General features: G+C 60.6%; 18 protein-coding genes and 1 tRNA gene. 8 read left to right on the forward strand and 11 right to left on the reverse strand.

Annotated elements, in window-relative coordinates:
- Positions 1–120: 120 nt before the first annotated feature.
- Positions 121–3,918, forward strand: coding sequence for an NPCBM/NEW2 domain-containing protein (locus Q0X23_RS09360; protein ID WP_297860039.1), 3,798 nt, complete (start codon positions 121–123; stop codon positions 3,916–3,918).
- Positions 3,919–3,925: 7 nt separating this feature from the next.
- On the opposite strand, the gene Q0X23_RS09365 is transcribed toward Q0X23_RS09360, so the two are convergent.
- The 6 genes from Q0X23_RS09365 to apaG form a co-directional block, all read right to left on the reverse strand.
- Positions 3,926–4,873: an acetyl-CoA carboxylase carboxyltransferase subunit alpha gene (locus Q0X23_RS09365; RefSeq protein ID WP_297860040.1), complete on the reverse strand. Its 948-nt coding sequence runs from the start codon at positions 4,871–4,873 to the stop codon at positions 3,926–3,928.
- Positions 4,874–4,956: 83 nt separating this feature from the next.
- On the reverse strand, positions 4,957–5,811 hold the full coding sequence (gene accD / locus Q0X23_RS09370; protein ID WP_297860041.1) for an acetyl-CoA carboxylase, carboxyltransferase subunit beta: 855 nt from the start codon (positions 5,809–5,811) through the stop codon (positions 4,957–4,959).
- 97 nt (positions 5,812–5,908) lie between these two features.
- Complete coding sequence (locus Q0X23_RS09375) at positions 5,909–6,883, reverse strand: M23 family metallopeptidase (RefSeq protein ID WP_297860042.1); 975 nt, start codon at positions 6,881–6,883, stop codon at positions 5,909–5,911.
- 392 nt (positions 6,884–7,275) lie between these two features.
- Positions 7,276–7,668, reverse strand: a complete 393-nt coding sequence (locus tag Q0X23_RS09380; protein WP_297860043.1) for a polymer-forming cytoskeletal protein — start codon at positions 7,666–7,668, stop codon at positions 7,276–7,278.
- A gap of 204 nt (positions 7,669–7,872) precedes the next feature.
- Positions 7,873–8,775, reverse strand: a complete 903-nt coding sequence (locus Q0X23_RS09385; protein ID WP_297860044.1) for a M23 family metallopeptidase — start codon at positions 8,773–8,775, stop codon at positions 7,873–7,875.
- 628 nt (positions 8,776–9,403) lie between these two features.
- Positions 9,404–9,802 (reverse strand): Co2+/Mg2+ efflux protein ApaG, encoded by a 399-nt coding sequence (gene apaG, locus Q0X23_RS09390; RefSeq protein WP_297860045.1) that lies wholly within the window; start codon positions 9,800–9,802, stop codon positions 9,404–9,406.
- A 137-nt stretch (positions 9,803–9,939) separates the two neighbouring features.
- On the opposite strand from apaG, the gene Q0X23_RS09395 reads away from it, so the two are divergent.
- A complete protein-coding gene (locus tag Q0X23_RS09395) occupies positions 9,940–10,419 on the forward strand; it encodes a hypothetical protein (RefSeq protein ID WP_297860046.1) in 480 nt (159 codons plus the stop codon).
- Positions 10,416–10,961 (forward strand): DinB family protein, encoded by a 546-nt coding sequence (locus Q0X23_RS09400; RefSeq protein WP_297860047.1) that lies wholly within the window; start codon positions 10,416–10,418, stop codon positions 10,959–10,961. Before Q0X23_RS09395 ends, Q0X23_RS09400 begins: the two co-directional genes overlap by 4 nt.
- Here the strand turns inward: Q0X23_RS09400 and Q0X23_RS09405 are convergent.
- Positions 10,936–12,093, reverse strand: a complete 1,158-nt coding sequence (locus Q0X23_RS09405; protein ID WP_297860048.1) for a class I SAM-dependent rRNA methyltransferase — start codon at positions 12,091–12,093, stop codon at positions 10,936–10,938. The genes Q0X23_RS09400 and Q0X23_RS09405 overlap by 26 nt on opposite strands.
- Positions 12,094–12,196: 103 nt before the next feature.
- Here Q0X23_RS09405 and Q0X23_RS09410 point away from each other — a divergent pair, with 103 nt between their 5' ends.
- The gene (locus Q0X23_RS09410; RefSeq protein ID WP_297860049.1) at positions 12,197–12,964 is read left to right on the forward strand and encodes a nucleoside phosphorylase; all 768 of its coding nucleotides are present in this window, start codon (positions 12,197–12,199) and stop codon (positions 12,962–12,964) included.
- Between the two features lie 430 nt (positions 12,965–13,394).
- Here the strand turns inward: Q0X23_RS09410 and Q0X23_RS09415 are convergent, their stop codons facing one another.
- A complete protein-coding gene (locus tag Q0X23_RS09415; RefSeq protein WP_297860050.1) occupies positions 13,395–14,366 on the reverse strand; it encodes an L-threonylcarbamoyladenylate synthase in 972 nt (323 codons plus the stop codon).
- 456 nt (positions 14,367–14,822) lie between these two features.
- Here Q0X23_RS09415 and ftsY point away from each other — a divergent pair, with 456 nt between their 5' ends.
- Genes ftsY through Q0X23_RS09430 form a run of 3 tightly spaced genes read left to right on the forward strand, consistent with a single transcriptional unit; the run spans position 14,823 to position 16,822 of the window.
- Positions 14,823–15,737 carry a signal recognition particle-docking protein FtsY gene (ftsY, locus tag Q0X23_RS09420; RefSeq protein WP_297860051.1) on the forward strand — a complete coding sequence of 305 codons (915 nt, stop codon included), beginning with the start codon at positions 14,823–14,825 and terminating at the stop codon, positions 15,735–15,737.
- Between the two features lie 9 nt (positions 15,738–15,746).
- Complete coding sequence (locus Q0X23_RS09425; RefSeq protein WP_297860052.1) at positions 15,747–16,394, forward strand: hypothetical protein; 648 nt, start codon at positions 15,747–15,749, stop codon at positions 16,392–16,394.
- A 5-nt stretch (positions 16,395–16,399) separates the two neighbouring features.
- The gene (locus Q0X23_RS09430; protein ID WP_297860053.1) at positions 16,400–16,822 is read left to right on the forward strand and encodes a disulfide bond formation protein B; all 423 of its coding nucleotides are present in this window, start codon (positions 16,400–16,402) and stop codon (positions 16,820–16,822) included.
- An 8-nt stretch (positions 16,823–16,830) separates the two neighbouring features.
- Here Q0X23_RS09430 and Q0X23_RS09435 read toward each other — a convergent pair whose 3' ends face one another.
- Together Q0X23_RS09435 and Q0X23_RS09440 are read right to left on the reverse strand one after the other, a co-directional pair.
- The gene (locus Q0X23_RS09435; RefSeq protein ID WP_297860054.1) at positions 16,831–17,319 is read right to left on the reverse strand and encodes a hypothetical protein; all 489 of its coding nucleotides are present in this window, start codon (positions 17,317–17,319) and stop codon (positions 16,831–16,833) included.
- Positions 17,309–18,223, reverse strand: coding sequence for a 2-hydroxyacid dehydrogenase (locus Q0X23_RS09440; RefSeq protein ID WP_297860055.1), 915 nt, complete (start codon positions 18,221–18,223; stop codon positions 17,309–17,311). The genes Q0X23_RS09435 and Q0X23_RS09440 overlap by 11 nt, the downstream gene beginning before the upstream one ends.
- A gap of 107 nt (positions 18,224–18,330) precedes the next feature.
- Between Q0X23_RS09440 and fni the strand changes: the two genes are divergently transcribed.
- Complete coding sequence (gene fni / locus Q0X23_RS09445; RefSeq protein WP_297860056.1) at positions 18,331–19,356, forward strand: type 2 isopentenyl-diphosphate Delta-isomerase; 1,026 nt, start codon at positions 18,331–18,333, stop codon at positions 19,354–19,356.
- Positions 19,357–19,397: 41 nt separating this feature from the next.
- On the opposite strand, the gene Q0X23_RS09450 is transcribed toward fni, so the two are convergent.
- Positions 19,398–19,474 (reverse strand) — tRNA-Met (locus Q0X23_RS09450).
- Between the last annotated feature and the right edge of the window lie 122 nt (positions 19,475–19,596).

Here is a 19,596-nt window from a genome sequence, read left to right on the forward strand (position 1 = left end):
ATTACATCAAGCTAAATCTTTGATAAATACATGGCAGCCCATTTAGATAAATGACACAGCCGGGAAGCGGCCGGGGGTTTGGATATGATGTCGTATTGGAACAACAAACTTTGGCTTTTGATGTTGGGGGTGGTTCTGGCGGCGTGCTCGAGCCCTGGTTCCAACGTCCCTCAACCCTACCGATTAGGGCCCAAGCTCTGGGAAGACCGCAACCTGAGCATCATGGCTGCCCCTACGGGCAATGTATTCCTGAGCGACTTGAACTGGGTAACCGCCACCAACGGCTGGGGGCCGGTGGAGCGTGACCAGAGCAATGGCGAGACGGTGGCAGGTGATGGTCGTACCCTCACCCTCAACGGGGTGACCTATGCTAAAGGATTGGGTGCACACGCCAGTTCGGAGATTGTATACAGCCTGGAGGCCAACTGTAGCCGGTTTCAAGCCGTGGTGGGCCTGGATGATGAGATAGATACCCAGACCCAGTGGGGCTCGGTGGTGTTTCAGGTATTCGCCGATGGTGTGAGCCTGTTCAACTCTGGGGTAATGCGGGGCAATAGCCCAAGCCAAGCAATTGATGTAGACGTGACCGGGCGACAGCAACTGCGCCTGGTTATCAGCGATGGGGGAGACAACGTCTACTACGATCACGCCAACTGGGCCAATGCCCGGCTGGTGTGCGCGGGAAGCACCGGCCTCCTCAACCCGACCGGTTTTACAGCTTCGGCTACCTCGCCTACCAGCATTGCGCTAAGTTGGAACCCCTCTAGCGGAGCCACCGGCTATATCCTCGAGCGCCGCACCCCCAGCACCAGCTTTACCCAGATTGCCACCCCCACCGCCACCACCTTTACCGATACAGACTTGACGGCCAGCACCACCTACACCTACCGGGTAAAAGCGACCAACGGCACAGAAATTACCACCGGGGTCGAGACCAGTACCACCACCCCTGCCGCTAACCCCCAGCAAACCCCCTATGGCCGCAGCACCCCCTGGCCAGTTCCCGGTCTGATTCAGTTCGAAGACTTCGATGCGGGCGGTCAGGGTATCTCTTTCTCCGATAGCGACACCCTCAATCGGGGCGGGAGTTACCGCGATACCCCGGTAGACGTGCTGGCCGGTACGGGGTGGGGCCTGGTGGGCTGGACTGCGGCGGGCGAGTGGCTCGAGTACACCGTGGCCGTGGCCCAGACCGGCAACTACGACCTGCGGGTGCGGGTCAATAACCGGATGGCCGGAGCCCGGTTCCGGGTTCTGGTAGACGATCAGGATGTGACCGGCTTGTTGGACGTGCCGGCGACGGGCGACTGGAATACCTACAACACCGTCACCCGCGCCGCCATTCCCCTGACTGCCGGCACCCGGGTGGTGCGATTTTCCTTTGAGGCGGTTTCAGCCACCGACTTTGCTGCCGGAAACTACGACTGGTTTGAGTGGGTTGCTGGCTCGAGCCAGCCCCAACCCCCGGCCAATCCCTCCACCTTTACGGCCAACGCCACCTCGGCCTCGAGCGTGGTGCTGAACTGGAGTGCGGTCACGGGGGCGACTAGCTATGCCCTGGATCGCCGGGTGGGAACGGGCAGCTACAGCGTACTGGCCAGCAACCTTACGGCCCTTACCTACACCGACAACACCGTCACGGCCAACACCACCTACACCTACCGGGTGCGGGCCGTCAATGCCGCCGGTAGCAGCGGGGGTGTGGAGCAACAGGTGACCACTCCGGCAGCCGCCACAGGCGGGAATGGCCTTTCGGGGCGTTACTACGACAACATAGACTTTACCGGCACCAGCTTCACCCGCACCGATGCCACCATCAACTTCAACTGGGGTACGGGCTCTCCTGATCCCCGGATTGGCCCGGATACCTTCAGCGTGCGTTGGACAGGTCAGCTCGAGGCCCGCTTCAGTGAAACCTATACTTTCATCACCCGCACCGACGATGGGGTGCGTTTGTGGGTCAACAACCAACTCCTCATTGATAGATGGGTGAACCAGTCTCCCACCGAACGCAGTGGAACGATTACTTTGGTTGCTGGACAACGCTACACTGTTCGAATGGAATATTACGAGAGTGGGGTTGGGGCGGTAGCCCAACTCTTCTGGAGCAGTCCCAGCCAGCCCAGAGAAATCATTCCCCAGCGCTACTTGTACTCTGATAGCAACCAGCCCGACCCCGTTGCAGCCCCAACCGACCTGATTGCCGTAGGGCTTTCGGCAGGTAGCGTCTACCTGGACTGGTCGGCTGTGAGCGGGGCGAGCAGCTACATTGTGGAGCGGCGCACCGGTAGCTCGGGTTCTTTTGTACAGGTGGGGTCGCCGACGGCCTCGAGCTTTGTGGACAACGGCCTCTCGGCCAGCACAACCTATAGCTATCAGGTCGTTGCGTTGGTGAACGGGGTTCGGGGTTCAGCCGCCAGTGCCAGTGTGACCACACCGCCCATCGAAGCCCCGATCAACGGAGGCAGCACTGCCAGTACCCGGGGGGTCTTTGGCCCGGTGCGCGACTTCCCGCTGGTGGCGACCCATGCGGCACTCTTGCCCGACGGCAAGGTGATTGCCTGGTACAGCTACGACCGCATTGGGGTCTACCGCGATATGCAGGATGCCAATGCGGCCTTCCACCAGAGCTCCATCGTGACCCTGTGGGATCCGGTCACAAACACCTTCGAGGAGGTTAACAACAACACCACCGACCTCTTCTGCGCGGGCTGGGCCGTCATGCAGGATGGGCGCCTGCTGGTAGCCGGGGGCAACCTGGGCACGCCCAACGGCAGCCTGCACACCAACATCTTCGACCCGGTCTCCAAAACCTGGACTCGAGGCCCCAACATGCGGGCCGGACGCTGGTATCCAAGTGTCACGCCATTGCCCAACGGCGAACTGCTCATTACCGGCGGCCAGACCGAGACCGGGGCCAACAACACCCTGCACGAAGTCTGGCAGACCAACGGCACCTTGCGCCAGCTTACTGGGGCGACTACCAACGGGCGCGATTTCGAGCACTACTTCCCCTGGATGCATGTCGCACCCAACGGCCTGGTCTTCCACGCAGGCTGGAACAACACCATGTCTTACCTCAATACAGCCGGTGCCGGCTCGTGGAGTAGCCAGACCTGGGTTCGTCAGGGCCCGGGCCGCTATTACGGCTCGTCGGTGATGTATACACCCGGTCGCATCATAACCATTGGCGGGGGCGGAACGGCCACCGCAACCACTACCCTGATCGAGCTTGGCGGAACCGGTGTAACCTCGGTGGCGGGCCCCTCGATGGCCTTTGCCCGCACCCACCTTAACGCTACCTTGCTGGCGAACGGTCGAGTTTTCGTCAATGGTGGCAATAGAGGCCCCCTCTTCGACGACTCGAGCTCGGTTTTCGACAGCGAGATCTGGAATCCCGCCAGCAACACCTGGACGACAACAGCTCGGGCCCAGCGTCCGCGCAACTACCATGCGGTAGCCTTGCTGTTGCCCGATGCCACCGTTTGGACCGCCGGGAGCGGTGGTTGTGGGGCCGAATGCCAGCCGGGTAGCGGGAGCGCCAGGGCCGGGGTGAATCAACTCAACTACGAGATTTACTACCCGCCGTATCTTTTCAACAGCAGCGGTTCACTGGCAGCGCGCCCCACCATCAGCAGTATGCCGAGCAGTATTCGTTATGGCCAGAGCTTTTCCATCGTGACCCCCGATGCGGCCAATATTCAATCGGTCACGTTGTTGGGCCTGGGTGCTTCTACCCACGCCTTCAACTACACCCAGCGGTTCCTGGCCCTCCCGATTCAGTCCAGGGACGCCTCCAGCCTAACGGTAGCTGCACCTGCCAGCGCCAACCTGGCCCCTCCTACTTACTATATGGTATTCATCATCAACCAAAGTGGCGTGCCTTCGGTGGCGCGAATCGTGCGGGTCGAACCATAAGCAGGGCTCAGGTCTGGTAGCGCCCCAGGCCCCTGAAGCGCCGGTAACGGTCTTCGAAAAGTTCTTCGGGGCCCAGCCTCGAGAGCTCTTCCAGGGTGGCCACCAGGGCTTGCTGGATACTCGCCAGGGTGGCGGCAGGGTTGCGGTGGGCGCCTCCGCCTGGTTCGGGGATGATTCGGTCTACGATACCCAGGCTCAGCAGGTCGGGAGCTGTGAGCTTGAGGGCTTCGGCAGCTTTGGCGGCTTCCTTGGCGTCGCGCCAAAGGATGGCCGCGCAGGATTCAGGCGAGATTACGGAGTACCAGGCATTTTCCAGGATGAGCACCCGGTTGCCCACTCCAATGGCCAGTGCCCCACCCGAGCCGCCCTCGCCAAGAATGACGGCAATGGCCGGTACCCGCAGCCGAGCCATGCGCTGGATGCTCTGGGCAATTACCCAGGCCTGGCCACGTTCTTCAGCAGAAATGCCCGGATAGGCCCCAGGGGTATCAATAAAGGCGATGAAGGGACGGCCAAAGCGGTCGGCCAGATCCATCAGGCGCATGGCCTTGCGGTAGCCCTCGGGGTGGGGCATGGCAAAGTTGCGCTTGATGTTTTCCTTGGTGTCGCGGCCCTTTTGGTGGCCCACCACTACCACCGAGGTACCCTCGAGCCGGGCCAGCCCCCCCACCACCGCGGCGTCCTCGCCAAAGGTGCGGTCGCCATAAAGCTCCACGAACTCGGTCATGGTGCCCTCGATCACATCGAGGGTGGTGGGGCGGCCCGGGGCGCGGGCCAGTTGCACCCGCTCCCAACGGGACAGGTTTTCAAAAGTATCCGATTTGAGCTGGGCCAGGCGCTCCCGCAGAACCTGCAACTCGCCCGAGAGGTCTACCCCGCTGCTGGCAGCGAAGCCCTCGAGCTCGGCAATTTTGGCCTCGAGCTCTTCAATGGGCTTCTCAAACTCAAGCGGCATGGACGCTCCCTTTAGGAGTGACGGGTATCGGCCACCCCGGCCCGAGCGCAAAAGCCCAACCCCCGAACCCCGACCCCTGGCCCCTACCCGGCATGGCTCACCGTCCTGGGGTGCAATAGTTTCAGAACCCGTGCCACGGTTTCCTTGAGCCGGCGGCGGTCTACCACCTGGTCAACCATGCCGTGCTTGAGCAGAAACTCGGCGCGCTGGAAGCCTTCGGGCAAGTCCTGGCGGATGGTCTGCTTGATGACCCGGGGCCCGGCAAAGCCGATCAGGGCGCCGGGCTCGGCCAAAATCACATCGGCAATAGCAGCAAAGCTGGCCGTTACCCCCCCGGTGGTGGGGTCGGTGAGGATCGAGACATAGGGCAGCTTGCGGGCCCAGAGCCGATCGAGGGCCAGGGTGGTCTTGGCCATCTGCATCAGGGAGAGGGCGGCTTCCTGCATCCGCGCCCCGCCCGAGACCGAGACAATTACCACCGCCCGGTTTTCCTGGGCGGCCAGCTCGATGCCGCGGGTAATCTCCTCGCCCACCACGCTGCCCATCGAACCGCCAGCAAAGGCATAGTCCATCACCAGCAGCACACTCTCCACACCGCCAATGGTGCACCGCCCACCCACAATGGCGTCGGGGCGCCCGGCTTCTTTTTGGTAGCGCTCGAGGCGCTTTGGATAGGGCTCGGTATCCACAAAGCCCAGGGGGTCGGTGGGTTTGAGGCCGGTGATCTGCTCGAAGCTGCCCGCATCGGCCAGCATCTCGATGCGCTTGTCGGCGGACAGCCGCAGGTGATGCTCGCACTTGGGGCAGACGTGCAGGTTAGTCTCGAGGTCTTTCTTGTAAATTTGCGCGTCGCACTTGGGGCACTTGACCCACAGCTCAGGGATGTCCCTGGCCTCCCCTTGTGCCCGGCGACGGCGGAAAAGCCGCTCTAAGGCCATAACGCCCTATCTTATACCCCAGAATGAGAATCGTACGAAACCCCCCTTGCTTGAACGAGGTTCAAACTTTTTACCGAAAAATCGCGCCGTGCAAAAACTACCGGCTAGAGGCAATACCTACGTAAGGCATGGGATCCACTGCTACCCCGTAGCGGTAGACTGTGTAGTGCAGGTGTGGCCCGGTGGAGCGCCCAGTGGAGCCCACTGCCCCAATCAAGCTGCTTTGCTCGACCTGCTGACCTTTTTCCACATACGTTGAGGAGAGATGACCATAAAGGGTGTGCAGGCCGTTGCCGTGGTCAATCAGCACCATCAGCCCGAAGATGGGGTTCCAGCCCATCTCGCTCACCCTACCGGCGGCCGTGGCATAAACCGGGGTGCCCTCGGGAGCAGCCAGATCGACCCCGTTGTGGAATTCGTAGGCCCCACCGCCAAAAGGGTTGGAACGGTAGCCGAAGGTGGAGGTAAGGCGGGTCTCGGCCAGCAAGGGCAGACCGCTGGGCGTAAATTGTGTCGGGTCGGGGGTGTGGGTTTGGGGCGCGCGGGCTAGGGCAGGGGGGGAGCGCCGAAGAATGCGCCCTGGGCGGGGGTCGGGGGGGAGGGGGTTGTTGAGGGCCAGGGCGGTGGCCTCGAGCTCCGCAGCAAACCCTTCTACCTGCGAGCGTAAGCTGAGCAGCAGCTCGCCCAGCTCAATGGGTTCGCCCGCGCCCCTAGGAGCATTTTCCGGCCTGGGTGGGGGCTGGTTGGGCTGGACGGGTTCAGGAACCAGGCGAACCCTGGGCAGGCCCGCCTTGACCCGCAAACGGTTGATCTCGGCCTCTAACACCTGGAGGCTTTGTTGTAACTGCACGGCTTCAGTGCTGTAAGCTTCGTTGCGGCTTTTTTCGGCCTCGAGTTCTAGAGTGAGCTTGCGGGACTGGGCCTCGAGCCGGGCTAGTTGTTCGCGCCCGCTCGAGCTACGCTCCCACAAAAAAAGTACCGCTGCAATCAGCAGTACCGGCAACAGGGCCACCCCCCAGAGCGGTACTGTAAGGGTAACGCTCGAGGCGAGGGGGTGGGGCTCTTTGGCCATAACCCTACCAGCCTACTGCGGAAGAGGGCGGGGCCAGGTGATTCCTGACCAAGTGAAGCTCAACCGCAGTCCAGCCACAATAAGTAATACCAGATTCGGTTAGTTCGGCGCCGGATGGCAGCGAACTAACAGGGCCGAAGTTATCCGCGTAGCGGAGGGCGATACCGCCCCTTGGAAGTTATCCGCGTAGCGGAGGGCGTAAGCCCCTTTGGAAGGGAGACGCTTTCTTCGCCGACCAACAGGGAGGGGTGTGCTCTAGGATTCAAAAAAAAGCCTCTGGGGGATCTTTGGTTTAGATGATTATCTTTTTGAATCCGGTATAAGGCCAGTAGAGGTCGACGCTCGGGGGGCCCCACGGATCTCAGCAACGCTCAGCTTTTGGCCCTCGACTTTCAGCTATTACCGGCTTTGGTGCTCTGGGGTAAAGCCCTGGGTTCACCGGTTTGGCTGCGGCCGACGAATACTGCGCCCGCCTCTACATCGAGCGACATGGCCCGCACGTCGCCCTCCACGCGTGCGCTTTTGGTGATGTGCAGTTTGCCACTGGCGATGACCTGGGCATTGATCTGACCATGCACGATGATGTTGTTGGCCTTGACCTGCTCGCCTTCGATGTGGGCGTTGCTGCCGACCTCGAGGTCGCCCTCGACAACTATCGAACCCTTGATCTTCCCGTCGATGCGGGCGCTGCCTCCCGCCTTCAGGTTGCCCTCAATCTCGCTGCCCTCGCTCACGTAGGTGAGCGCCGCCGGGTTGGTTTTACGTCCTCCGCCTAACACCGCCATAGTCTACACCCCTGCTTTCACTTTCATATGCGAACTTTTCACTTTCAAGCGAGCCCTTGCAGACCAACCCCCAGATCATACCCTGCGGAATCGGTCTATAGAGCGCGTACATCTCCGGGCGGACAAGCGAACCAAATTATCGCTCGAAAATTGTGCCCAGTAGATAGTTATCACAAAAGCCTTGACCTTTATCGTGCATGATGATCAGTCCAGATACGCGGTGGGATTCACTTCACCTCCGTTGCGGAAGATTGTGTAGTGCAGGTGCGGGCCGGTGGAACGACCGGTCGAGCCTACCAACCCCACCAGGTCGCCGCGCTCGAGGCTTTGTCCCACCTGTACCGAAATTGAGGACAGGTGGCCATACAGGGTGCGGTAGCCGTAGCCGTGATCCACCACCACGGCCAGACCAAAAGGCCCTTTCCAGCCAGCCTCAATCACCTCTCCGGCTCCCGTGACCCGCACGGCGGTGCCGTAGGCGGCAGGGAAATCTATGCCATTGTGAAACTCGAACCCCCAGCCGAAAGGGTTGCGACGGTAGCCAAAGTACGAGGTGATGCGGGTTTGTCCCCGAAGGGGGTAGCCATAGGGCATGGCCGCTTCCCGCTGGAGGGTTTCGGTGAGAGCGGGAGAGACTTCGCTCAGCTTGCTGGTAAAGGCCGCCGTCTGCTGGCTGGCATACTTGAGAACGTCCTCGAGCTCCGCCGGTACCGAGGCGCCGCCGCGCCCTCCGCCTTCGTTGCGGGTGGGCAGGAGCCTGATTTTGGGCATTCCGGCGCGTTCGCGCAGGGTGTTGATCTCGCTTTCCAGTACCTGCAACTGCTTGAGGATGCTCTGGGCATCCTGACTCAGGGCATTGTTGCGGGTGCGCTCGGTGGCAAGCTGATTGTTGAGCTTGCGGGCCTGATCCGACAAACTAACCAGCTGAATCTGCAAACTGCGCATCTCGGCCGTGCGCTGCCATAGCCATAGATTAAGCCCGCTCCAAGCCACCAGCACCAACAGCACCGCCGCGGGAATCCATACCGGCAGGGATAGGGTTTTGGGGGCAGCGCCAGTTCGGGCCAACCACAAGGTGTAACGCACGGGGTGACGGCGAATCGGCATCGGGGTTATAACTAACGCAAAGGCGTAACAAAAGTCAAGGGAGCTTTAATCCGTTACACTAAAGCTCTCATGTGAATCCCTCTGTGAATTTGCCTTGTAATTGCTAGAATTTCATAACTCCCGGCCATGCCAAAATGAGAATTAGCTAGCGATGGGTGGGCGTTACATGAAAAGGGGTATTTTGTAGCGCATATTTCAATTTTGATCCAACCAGGTCAAGGTATTCCCGATAGGCGTTGTGCCCGGAATAATGCCGGATTCGGTTGATTCGTTGCCGTTCGGTAACGAATCAACGGGGCCAAACTCATCCGCGCAGCGGAGGGCGATACCGCCCTGGAGAGCAAGACGTTTTTCGCCGACCGACCGGGAGGGCCGCTCTAGGATTCAACAAGGACAACTTTTGGGGCTTTTGGTTTTGTATAGTTTCTTTTTGAATCCGGTATAAAACGCGGGGGCTTGAAGTTGGAGCGCTGCTGGTCGGTGCGGCAGCGGTTCCGGCTGTGAGGGTCGGCTAGCAAGTAGGTGGGCTTGAGGAAGTAGAGCAGTGCCCCGGCCACCACCCATCTTAACCCTCCAACCAGGGGGGTGTCGTCCATCAATTCCCGCGATGCCCTCCTTAGACCGCACATCAGTTGAGCGTCCGCGGGCCTGCCTCAGGAAGCCTCAGCGCAAAGGCCGGTATCTCGACACGAAACAGCTCGCCTAGGGTGTTCTGGAAGGTGTAGTACCCCTGCATGGAACCCGGTGGGTGGGCAATCGGGCAAAAGCTATTGTATCGGTAGCTTTGCCCCGGCTCGAGGATGGGTTTTTCGCCCACCACCCCCTCGCCCTGCACGTGTCCCACCTCGCCGTTGCCCTCATGGATGAACCATTCACGGCTCAAAAGTTGTACGGTCTCGTGGCCGCGGTTTTCCAGGGTAATGAAGTAGACGAACACATGCTGCCCCGGCCTCGAGTGCTGCTCGGCATACACCACCTCCACGTGAACGTGGATGTTGTCGCGGATGGGTAAGTTTACTTCCTGCACACCACCAGCATAAGCGGCCCGCAATTTATAAGCGATAACCTCTCCTTCAGAGGGTGGATTGTACACCACGATTTATTCTGCTATCTTCAGAAAAGTTGGGCAAATTTATAGTCTTTTTTTGCCGTCGGGAGGTTTGGATGGAGTATTCAGAGCAGGAAAAGTTTGTCCATGCGGGCTTGACCAAAGCCTTGCTGAGCGGCCTCGAGATGGCCTTCGAGGGCGATGAGACGAACCAGAGCTACGGCTGGTACAACGGGCTTTTGTTCAGCCTCGAGCCCCTTAGCGCTGTTCAGGCTGGTCAATCCATTACCGAGGGGGGTAGCACCATTGCAGCCCACGCCGACCATGCCCTGCTGACCCTACGCGTGGTGCTGGCCATGTTCAATAACCAGCGCATCGAGGCCGACTGGCAATCATCGTGGAAGCTGCGGCAGTTAAGCGAGGCCGAGTGGAACCATCTCAAGTCCGAACTGCGACAACAGTACCAGGCGACCCGGGCGCTCATCCAGGAAAAACCCTTCTGGCGCGAGGCAGAGCTCACGCAGATGATCCACCATATTGCCCATACCGCCTACCACGCCTCGGCGATTCGGCAGATTTTGCGGAGTGCCCCTTGATCCGGCTCGAGACCTACCTGGCCACCCATTTGCGCTATACGGTTTGGGCTACCAGACGAACCCTGGCTGCTGTTGGGGGGTTATCTAAAGAGGAATACTTGCACAGCCTGGCGGCAGGGTGTGCGAGTGTGCGCGATATTTTGGAGCAGATGTTCCGCGCCGATTGGGATTGGTACGAACTGCTGGCCGGAGAGCCCTCTGGCCTGAGCGAGCCTCCCGATCCCGAATATTACATCGAGTTTGGTCACTTGGAAACCGACTACCACGTGATTCTGGCCCGCTACGAGCAGCTTGCCAGTTTCCTCCACGACCCCGAACTGGCCACCTACTTTGCCCAGAGCCAGGTCTACGTGCCCTGGTTAGGGGCCCGGTTGCCCAAGTGGCAAGGTGTCTTGGGTGCTGTTAATCAGGCGGCCCATTTCCGGGGGCAGTTGTTTGGTCTGATGCGCCAGCCGGGGCACCAGAGCGCTCAAACTGCGCTTGCCGACTATTTTGCGGAACTCGGATGGCCCCTCTCTAGAGCGGATCGTCCTGAAAAATGACCGTCTTGAGGTAAAGCGACTCCGGCACGTGCAGGCTCCAGGGGTGGTCGGGGGGATTGTAGTGGATGGCATGAACCCGCAGGCGACGGCCTTCATCGGCGGCGGCTCGGCGGGTTACCTCGAGCAGCTCGTCCACCCCCAGATAGTAAGCGCAGCTCGAGAGCCACAGCCACCCCTTAGAATCCAAAATCCGCAGGGCAGGCCGCAATAAATCTACCAGGAGCCGCTTGACCCTGGGCAGTTCATCGGGCTTCTTGACCAGGGTGGGGGGGTCGAGCAGTACGTGTTGGAAGGGTGGAGTTTTGCTTCGGGTCAGGCTTTCCAACACTTCCAGGGCGTCTCCCTGGCGAATATCTACCCGTAGCCCCAGCCTGGAGGCAGTGCGATCCAGCACCCCCAGGGCCTCCAGGTCTTTGTCTATCGCCAGGGCGTAGGCCCCTTTGCGGGCCGCCCGCAGCGCGAAGGCTCCTGCGTAGCTGTACACATCCAGTACGCGCTGGCCCGGCTCTACCATGTGCTCGAGCAACCTGCGGTTCTCGCGCTGGTCCAGGTAATAGCCGGTCTTTTGCGCCAGGGCAATGGGGATCTGGAAGACCAGCCCATCCTCGTCTACTTCCAACACCTGCGGCACTTCTCCGTAAATAACGCCAATCTTCTCAGGCAGCCCCTCCTGCCGACGGCTGTCCATGTCGGAGCGTTCGTAGATGCCCACTGGCTCCACCACCTCAATTAGGGCGGGCAGCCAGGTTTCCCGCAGAACCTCCATGGCTCGGTTACGCACCTGCACTACCAATATTTCCCCAAAACGATCCACCACCAGCCCCGGCAAACCATCGGCCTCGGCGTGTACCAGACGGTGAAAATCGCCCATCCGAGCCCGTTTTTCTTTGGCCTGCGCAAAGCGGTGCAGAAAGAATTTCTTGTCCAGCGGCCCATCCTCAAAGCGGTAGACCCGCAGGGCCACACGGCTCCTGGGGTCGTAGTAGCCCACGCCCAGGAGGTCATTATGAATTGAAAACACCTGTACCACGCCCGGTCTGTCCGGAGCTGACTCCAGTTCATCGGCGAATAGCCCTGGATAGAAATTGCGTACCTTCTTTTCCTTGCCTGCTTTGGCGACGACGCAGTCCACGCCATGAGCATAAAGAAAAATGTCTATCTTGGGGTCGGATCGAGTCTTGTTTGGTAAAAAAATTGTTTGGGCTAAACCAGCGCAGGAATGCCATAATAAGTAAATGGCAGCCTTTTACCACATCGGCTTTGGGCCTGAAGACTTGGGCGACACCCCTCCCACCCTGGCCATCCTGAGCGGCGATCCCAACCGCGCCACCCTGATCGCTCGAGCCAAGCTGAGCCAGGTCAGGATCCTCTCGGAAAACCGGGGACTAAATAGCTACCTGGGGTTCTTGCCCAACGGGCGACCTGTTCTCTCGGCTACCAGCGGCATGGGCGCCCCGAGTCTGAGCATCGTAGTAAACGAGCTCGTGCAGGTCGGTATCCGCACCATCATTCGCGTAGGCACCAGCGGCTCCATTCAAGACGATGTGTTGCCGGGCAGTGTGGTCATATCCAAGGCCGCCCTGTGCCGACAGGGGGCCGCGAACGATATTGCACCGCCCGAGTATCCTGCGAGCGCCGACCCTTTTCTCACGGTGGCGCTGGTAGAGGCTGCCAGGCGGCTAGGCGTTGACCATGCCATGGGGATTACCGCCTCGGTGGATACCTTTTACGAAGGGCAGGAGCGCACCGCTTCGGCCAACCCCCACCTGCTACGGACGCTACAGGGCATTACTGAAGAGTATCGCAACCTGAGGATCCTGAACTACGAGATGGAGGCCGGAACCCTGTTCAAGATGGGGAATGTATATGGGTTCGCCGCGGCTTGCATCTGCGGCATTATTGCCCAGCGCACCCGGGCCGAACAGCCCATCCTGGAGGCCAAGGATCAGGCCGTGCAAAGAGCCATTGATGTGGCCATGATGGTAGCAGAACAGTTTGCCTAAGGCGGTTTCAGGAAATAACCTTGGGATGAGATGAGCACTAATACCAGATTCGGTTAGTTCGGCGCCGGATGGCAGCGAACTAACAGGGCCGAAGTTATCCGCGTAGCGGAGGGCGATACCGCCCCTTGGAAGTTATCCGCGTAGCGGAGGGCGTAAGCCCCCTTGGAAGTTATCCGCGTAGCGGAGGGCGTAAGCCCCCTTGGAAGGGAGACGCTTTCTTCGCCGACCGTTCGGGAGGGGAGTGCTCTAGGATTCAAAAAGATAGCCTCTGGGGGATCTTTGGTTTGGATGATTATCTTTTTGAATCCGGTATACCTACCCATCAATATAAAGCTTTAGTGAGATCCAAAATGCAAATTTTGAACCGGGAGTCTGCTATTTCCGTCCCGGACAAAGTAATTTCTTTTCGCTATGGATGGAGTGCCCTCTGCTAGGGCTCTGAGGATGTCTGGCTTGTGCTGGAAGCCCGCCGCAAGCGATCCATAATGGCCCGGCCCAACCCCTCCTCGGGCACCGGCTCGGCATAGATGGCCTCCAAACCCAGCCGGTCAAGCTGGTGCAGAGCCTCAAATAAATGGGCCGCCGCTTCCAGCATGTTGCCCGTTGGCGACAGTACCTTGACCACCTTGAAACCCTTGGGCACATCCCGGAAGGCCAGATAACCGCTTTGCTTGCGGGCTTCCTGGGGAATGCTTTCTGGAGGGGCTATACGAATGGGCGTGCGTGGTGCATAGTGCTGGGGCAACTGGCCGGGAACCAGGGGTTTTTGAGTTTCGCCTACCTGTAACTCGAGCGAGCCTACCATCTCCTCGAGGGCTTCAACCGTTATCGCACCGTAACGCAGCAGGACGGGCCTTTCCGCTAACAAAACGATGGTGGATTCCACGCCATAGGCTGTCCTTCCGCCGTCTAGAATGAGGTCTACCCGCTTCCCCAACATGCGCTCGACATGCTCGGCCCGGGTCGGGCTCAGGTAGCCAAACGGGTTGGCGCTGGGCGCGGCGATGGGCACCCCGGCACGCCGTATCAGTTCCAGGGCTACCGGATGAGCGGGCATTCGCACCGCCACCGTGGGCAGCCCCGAGGTCACAATGCCCGGAACCCGCTCCGACCTGGGCAGCACCAGCGTGAGGGGGCCCGGCCAGAAGCGCGCCATCAACTTTTCGGCCATTGCCGGAACCTCCCGCACCACCTGCTGTAGCATCGCCCGATCCGAGACATGAACGATGAGCGGATCAAAGCCGGGACGCTCTTTGGCTGCAAAGATTTTGGCCGCAGCTGTCGCATCCAGGGCATTGGCCCCCAGGCCATATACGGTCTCGGTGGGAAAGGCCACCAGGCCGCCACTGCGGATAATCTGAGCGGCTCGCTCGAGGTTTTCGGGGGTGGGGGGCACAACCATACAACCCCGACATGATAGCAGAGCAATCTGGTATTGGCAGTTTCCGGGCGCTTCCATTGTGGGTCGGCTATTGCGCGCGACTCGACGTGCCTGTGGATACTACGTTTTTGTGCATAGCATAGATGAAATCAGAAAGGGTGGTGCGCAGGGGGAAGCCTGGCAGCAGTTGGTAGACTTCCTGCAACGCAACCTCGAGCAGCGGCCACGTTCTGAGGCGGAGCCTCTCCTGACCACCTGCTGACCGCTATGGCAATCCCACACCGGGGAACCTGCTCGAGGTCACCCTGGCCCACCGGAACCATCGCTCTTCTCGTGTACACCAGCACTGAGCTCGACCCCTACCAAGGAGGCCAAACCTATGAGGGGCATCTACCGGGTTGCTCAACCCTATCCAGTGGAACGACTTGGTGACTCCTGCCCGGTAAACGTTCAACGCTCGGCGGTACACTATCCTTTATGAGCTGGTTTCAGCGCCTCAAAGAGGGCCTTAGTAAGACCCGTGACAACCTGATCAAATCTGTTCCCTGGAGCCAAAGCCCCGAGGAGGTGCTGGAGGAACTCGAGTTCGCCCTTATTTCTGCCGATGTGGGCGTCGAGGCCACCCAGGAGGTACTGGAGGAGGTGCGACAGTCGGGTAAAAAAGACCTGCGAGAAGCCCTCAAACAAGCCCTCACGGTGCAGCTCGAGCCCGACCGCTTCCGGGCCAAAATCCGCAAGGCTGGCTTCAACCCAAACGCCAAAAAATCCGTTGTAGAGCCTCAAGGAAAGGTCATCCTGATGGTGGGGGTGAACGGGGTGGGCAAGACCACCACCATTGCCAAGCTGGGCCAGTATTACCAAACCAAGGGCAAGAGTGTGATGTTCTGCGCGGGCGATACCTTCCGCGCGGCAGGTGGGGCCCAGCTGGGCCTGTGGGGCGAGCGGCTGGGCATCCCGGTCATCCAGGGCCCCGAAGGCTCCGACCCCGCCGCCCTGGCCTTCGATGCGGCCTCGGCCCGCAAGGCCCGGGGCCTTGATCTGCTGCTGGTAGACACCGCCGGCCGCCTGCACACCAAGCACAACCTGATGGAGGAGCTGGCCAAGGTTAAGCGCTCCATTGCCAAGGCCGACCCCGGTGAGCCAGGTGAAGTCTGGCTGGTGCTGGATGCCGTCACGGGCCAGAACGGCCTCGAGCAGGCTAAAAAATTCAACGAGACCGCAGGCCTGACCGGGGTTATCGTGACCAAGCTCGACGGCACCGCCAAGGGGGGCGTACTGGTGCCCATCGTGCGCGAGCTGGGCGTGCCCATCAAGTTTATCGGCGTGGGCGAGAAGGCCGACGACCTGCAACCCTTCGACGCCGGGGAGTTTGTCGAGGCCTTGCTGGGTTGAGTACATAAGGTGACACCAATCAACCTCCACGAGCTATATCGCCTCCTGGCCTCCGGTGCGCACGCCGGCGAGGTGGCGGGCATTCCCTACCTGCTTCAACCCAACTTTCCCCTGCTGCTCAGTAACACCGCCTTTGGCTACACTGAGGCCGCAAGAACTGAGCTCGAGGCCCGTTTTCGGGCCATCGGTGCGCCGCCCGCCTTCACCGTGCCGGAGGGTCAGGACGCCTCCGCGCTTTTGGCCCAGGGTTACCGGCCCTCGGCCATTTTCGAATTCTGCCAGTCCGAGTCCAGCCCCCGTGCCTACTGGACGGAACAGGTGCCCTGGTCGGAAGCCTGGAGCATCTCGCGTATCCTCACCGAGGCTTACCGCACCCCCGAGTGGCGGTTTCCCTTCTCCCATGCAGTGGGCAAGCTGCTCCAGAACCCCCACAGTCAGGCCTTTGTGGCTTATCTGTATGGCGAGGCCGTGGGTGCCATCCTCACCTACCAGGAGGTGGGGCTTCTGGCAGGGGTCGTGCCCAGGCGGCTGGACAGCGGGGTTGGAGCTGCGTTGATAGGGCGCATCCACCCCAGGCCTTTCATACGTCTGGCCGGAACCGGGGCCGAACTGCCCGGGCAGGTTCAGAGCCGTTTCGTCCGCTTCGCTTTAGAATGAGTCCGATGCAGACCCCGTCTTCTTCGCTCGACCGCAACGCGCTGCTGCTGGCTTTGGCCTGGCTGGTCGCACTGGTTGCGACGCTGGGTAGCCTCTACTACTCTGAGGTACGCAACTTTATTCCCTGCACCCTCTGCTGGTACCAGCGTATTGCCATGTACCCGCTGGTTTTCCTGCTGGGCATGGCTACCTGGCGCAACGACGCTGGCATTCGACCCTATGCCCTCACCCTATCGCTGCTGGGGCTGTTCTGGAGCAGCTATCACCTTCTGGAGCTATGGGTTCCAGGGTTGGCGCCCAATGTTTGCAAGGGTCCGATTCCCTGTAACGTCGAGTACGTGCCCAGCTTTCCCATTCCGCTTCAGGCGTGGATAGCCTTTTTGCTCATCTCGATCGCGCTTTTTTGGGTGCGCCCGCCCCGGCGGTAGGGGTGGGGTCAGGCCCATTTGCGTACCCAACGTGGCAGCCACAGGGTGCAAAACAAAGCTGCTAAAAACGGCAGGGTAAATGTAAGCGCCAAGGTAGGGTCGCCGAATCCAAGCAGTGCTCCCAAGCCCATCAGTAGCAAGGTCAAGAAGGCAAAGGCCCGGTATCCGGCAAGTTGTAGGCGCTGGAGTAGCTCGCTCAGACGGGCAAACCCTCGAGCCTTTGGCAGGCTGCTTTGGGTCATGGCTTTGGTCAGGCCCAGCATGCCATACCAGGCCAGCAGCAGCATGACCGAAATTACCAGCAACGCATCGCGCCAGGTGCCTACTGTTTGTACCGATAGCACATACACCGCCTGAATCGCTACGGTAAACCCGACATTGATGGCGCTTTGCACGCGGTTTTGGGCTTTGCTCAGGCTCACCTCTGCCGAGACCCACAGCGCCATGGCCCAGGCCCCCACCGCAAACACCAGGGCCAGCAGCAGATCAATAACCATCCTGCACCACGTTTTGCAAGGGTTCTCCCCGCATGTATCGCGCCACCTGCTCGCGCACCAGCCGGAAGCCCCGCTCGTATAGTTTGGGGGTAGAGCCAGCCATGTGGGGGGTCAAGAACACCTCCGGCAAAGACCACAGCGGATGCCCTTCGGGCAGGGGTTCGGGGTCGGTGACATCGGTAACCAGCCGTACCTGCTTAGCCCGGATGGCCTCCACCAGGGCTTCCTGGTCTACGGTTTTGCCCCGCCCTGCGTTGACGAACAGTGCCCCCGGCTTCATCTGGGCAAACTGGGCCGCCCCAATCAGTTTGTCGGTCTGTGGGGTGTGTGGCAGCAGATTCACAACCACGTCGGCTTGGGGCAGCAAAGCCAGTAAATCCGCCCAGGTATGTACCCCTTCGCGGGCGGTGCGGGCTACCCGGATAAACTCCACCTCGAAAGGAGCCAGGCGCTTTTCGGTGGCGCGGGCAATGGAGCCATACCCCAAAAACAGCACCGTGGAGCCCTCGAGGTCGTCCACCCAGCGGTAGGCCCAGCGCTGTTCCCGCTGGGCATCGCGGAACTCGGGGAAGCGTTTGATGGCGCTCAGGATGGCAGCCACAATCCACTCCGAGACCGGAACGTCGTGCACGCCGGCCGCATCGCACAGCACCACGCCCGGGGGCAGGTGGGGCAGAATCCAGTCCACCCCAGCGGTCAGGGTCTGTACGACCTTCAGGTGCTTTAGGTGGGGCAGCTCGGCAAAAAAGCGCCGGGCCCCGCCGCCGTAAGGTGCGACTGCAAACTCGGTCTGAAGGGCTTTTTGCGATAAGGGTCCTTCTTTAGGCAAAAAAGCCACCTCGACCCCTAGCGGCAGTCCCTGCAAAAACCGGGGTTCAATCGCTTCGGAAACCAGCAGAATCATCGAAGGTTACTATATCGCGGCCTGCCGTGTTTTTCAGGCTTCGGAAGGTTATAGCACGAAAGCCGCAGAAAGGCCCTTCACCCCGGCCCTGTACAATCGCTCTAGCCGTGAACGATACACCCGATCCCGATATTCAAATACGCAAGCGCAAGCACCTCGAGGTCTGCCTGGGGGAGCCGGTGGAGTATACCCGCCTCACCACTGGGTTCGAGCGCTACCGCCTGCGCTACCGGGCGCTGCCCGAGCTGGCCTTGCAGGATGTAGACCTGACCACCTCTTTTCTGGGTAAAACCCTAAAAGCTCCTTTTTTGATTGGGGCCATGACCGGTGGCGAGGCATACGGGGGGCAGATTAACCGGGCGCTGGCCCAGGCCGCGGAACAACTGGGGGTGGGCCTGATGCTGGGCAGCCAGCGGGTCATGCTCGAGCGCCCTCAGGCCCGGGCCAGCTTTCAGGTGCGCGAAGTGGCCCCCAGCACGCTGCTGGTGGGCAATCTGGGGCTGGTACAGCTCAACAAAGGGTATGGCCTTTGGCACCTTCAGCAAGCCGTTGAGCTTGTGCAAGCCGACGCCATCGCCCTGCACATTAATCCCCTACAAGAGGCCCTGCAAACCGGAGGAGATACCGACTTTGCGGGGCTGTTGGGGAAGTTATCCGCCCTGCTGCCACAGATACCCTTTCCGGTCATCCTCAAGGAAGTGGGGCACGGCACCGGGCGCGAGGTGGCCGAATGCTTGGCCCCTTTGCCTTTTGCGGCCCTGGATGTGGCTGGCGCAGGTGGTACGAGCTGGGCCAGGGTAGAAGAGCTTGTACACCACGGGCGCATCCTGCACCCCGAGCTGGTGGAGGTGGGCATCCCCACCGCAGAGGCCCTGGTGGAGTGCCGGAGTGTTTTGCCCCACAAGCCCCTGATTGCCTCGGGGGGCATTCGCACCGGCACCGACGCCGCCAAGGCCCTGGCCCTGGGAGCGCAGATGGTGGCGGTGGCCCGACCCCTGCTCGAGCCGGCCCTCCAGGGCCCAGAAGCGGCGGTGGCATGGATTCAGGACTTTCTGCACGAAATGCGGGTCGCCCTCTTCGCCATTGGCGCCCGCACACCCGCCGAGGCCCTGGGGCGCATCGAGAAGGTCTGACGGTAAAGAAATTGGGCCCCGGTTTTCCGGAGCCCTCTGGCTGGTTGCGGGGATAGGATTTGAACCTATGACCTTCGGGTTATGAGCCCGACGAGCTACCAGACTGCTCCACCCCGCGACGGTGGCTGCATGTGACAGCTTTTACATATTAGCGGCGGAGACCTGTTTGGTCAAGGTGCTTGTTTGCAATACGCTAAAAACGTCAGCAAGGAAGGGCTCCTAGGACGCGTCCATCGGTAT

The organism is Meiothermus sp., assembly GCF_026004115.1.
Classification (GTDB): Bacteria; Deinococcota; Deinococci; order Deinococcales; family Thermaceae; genus Meiothermus.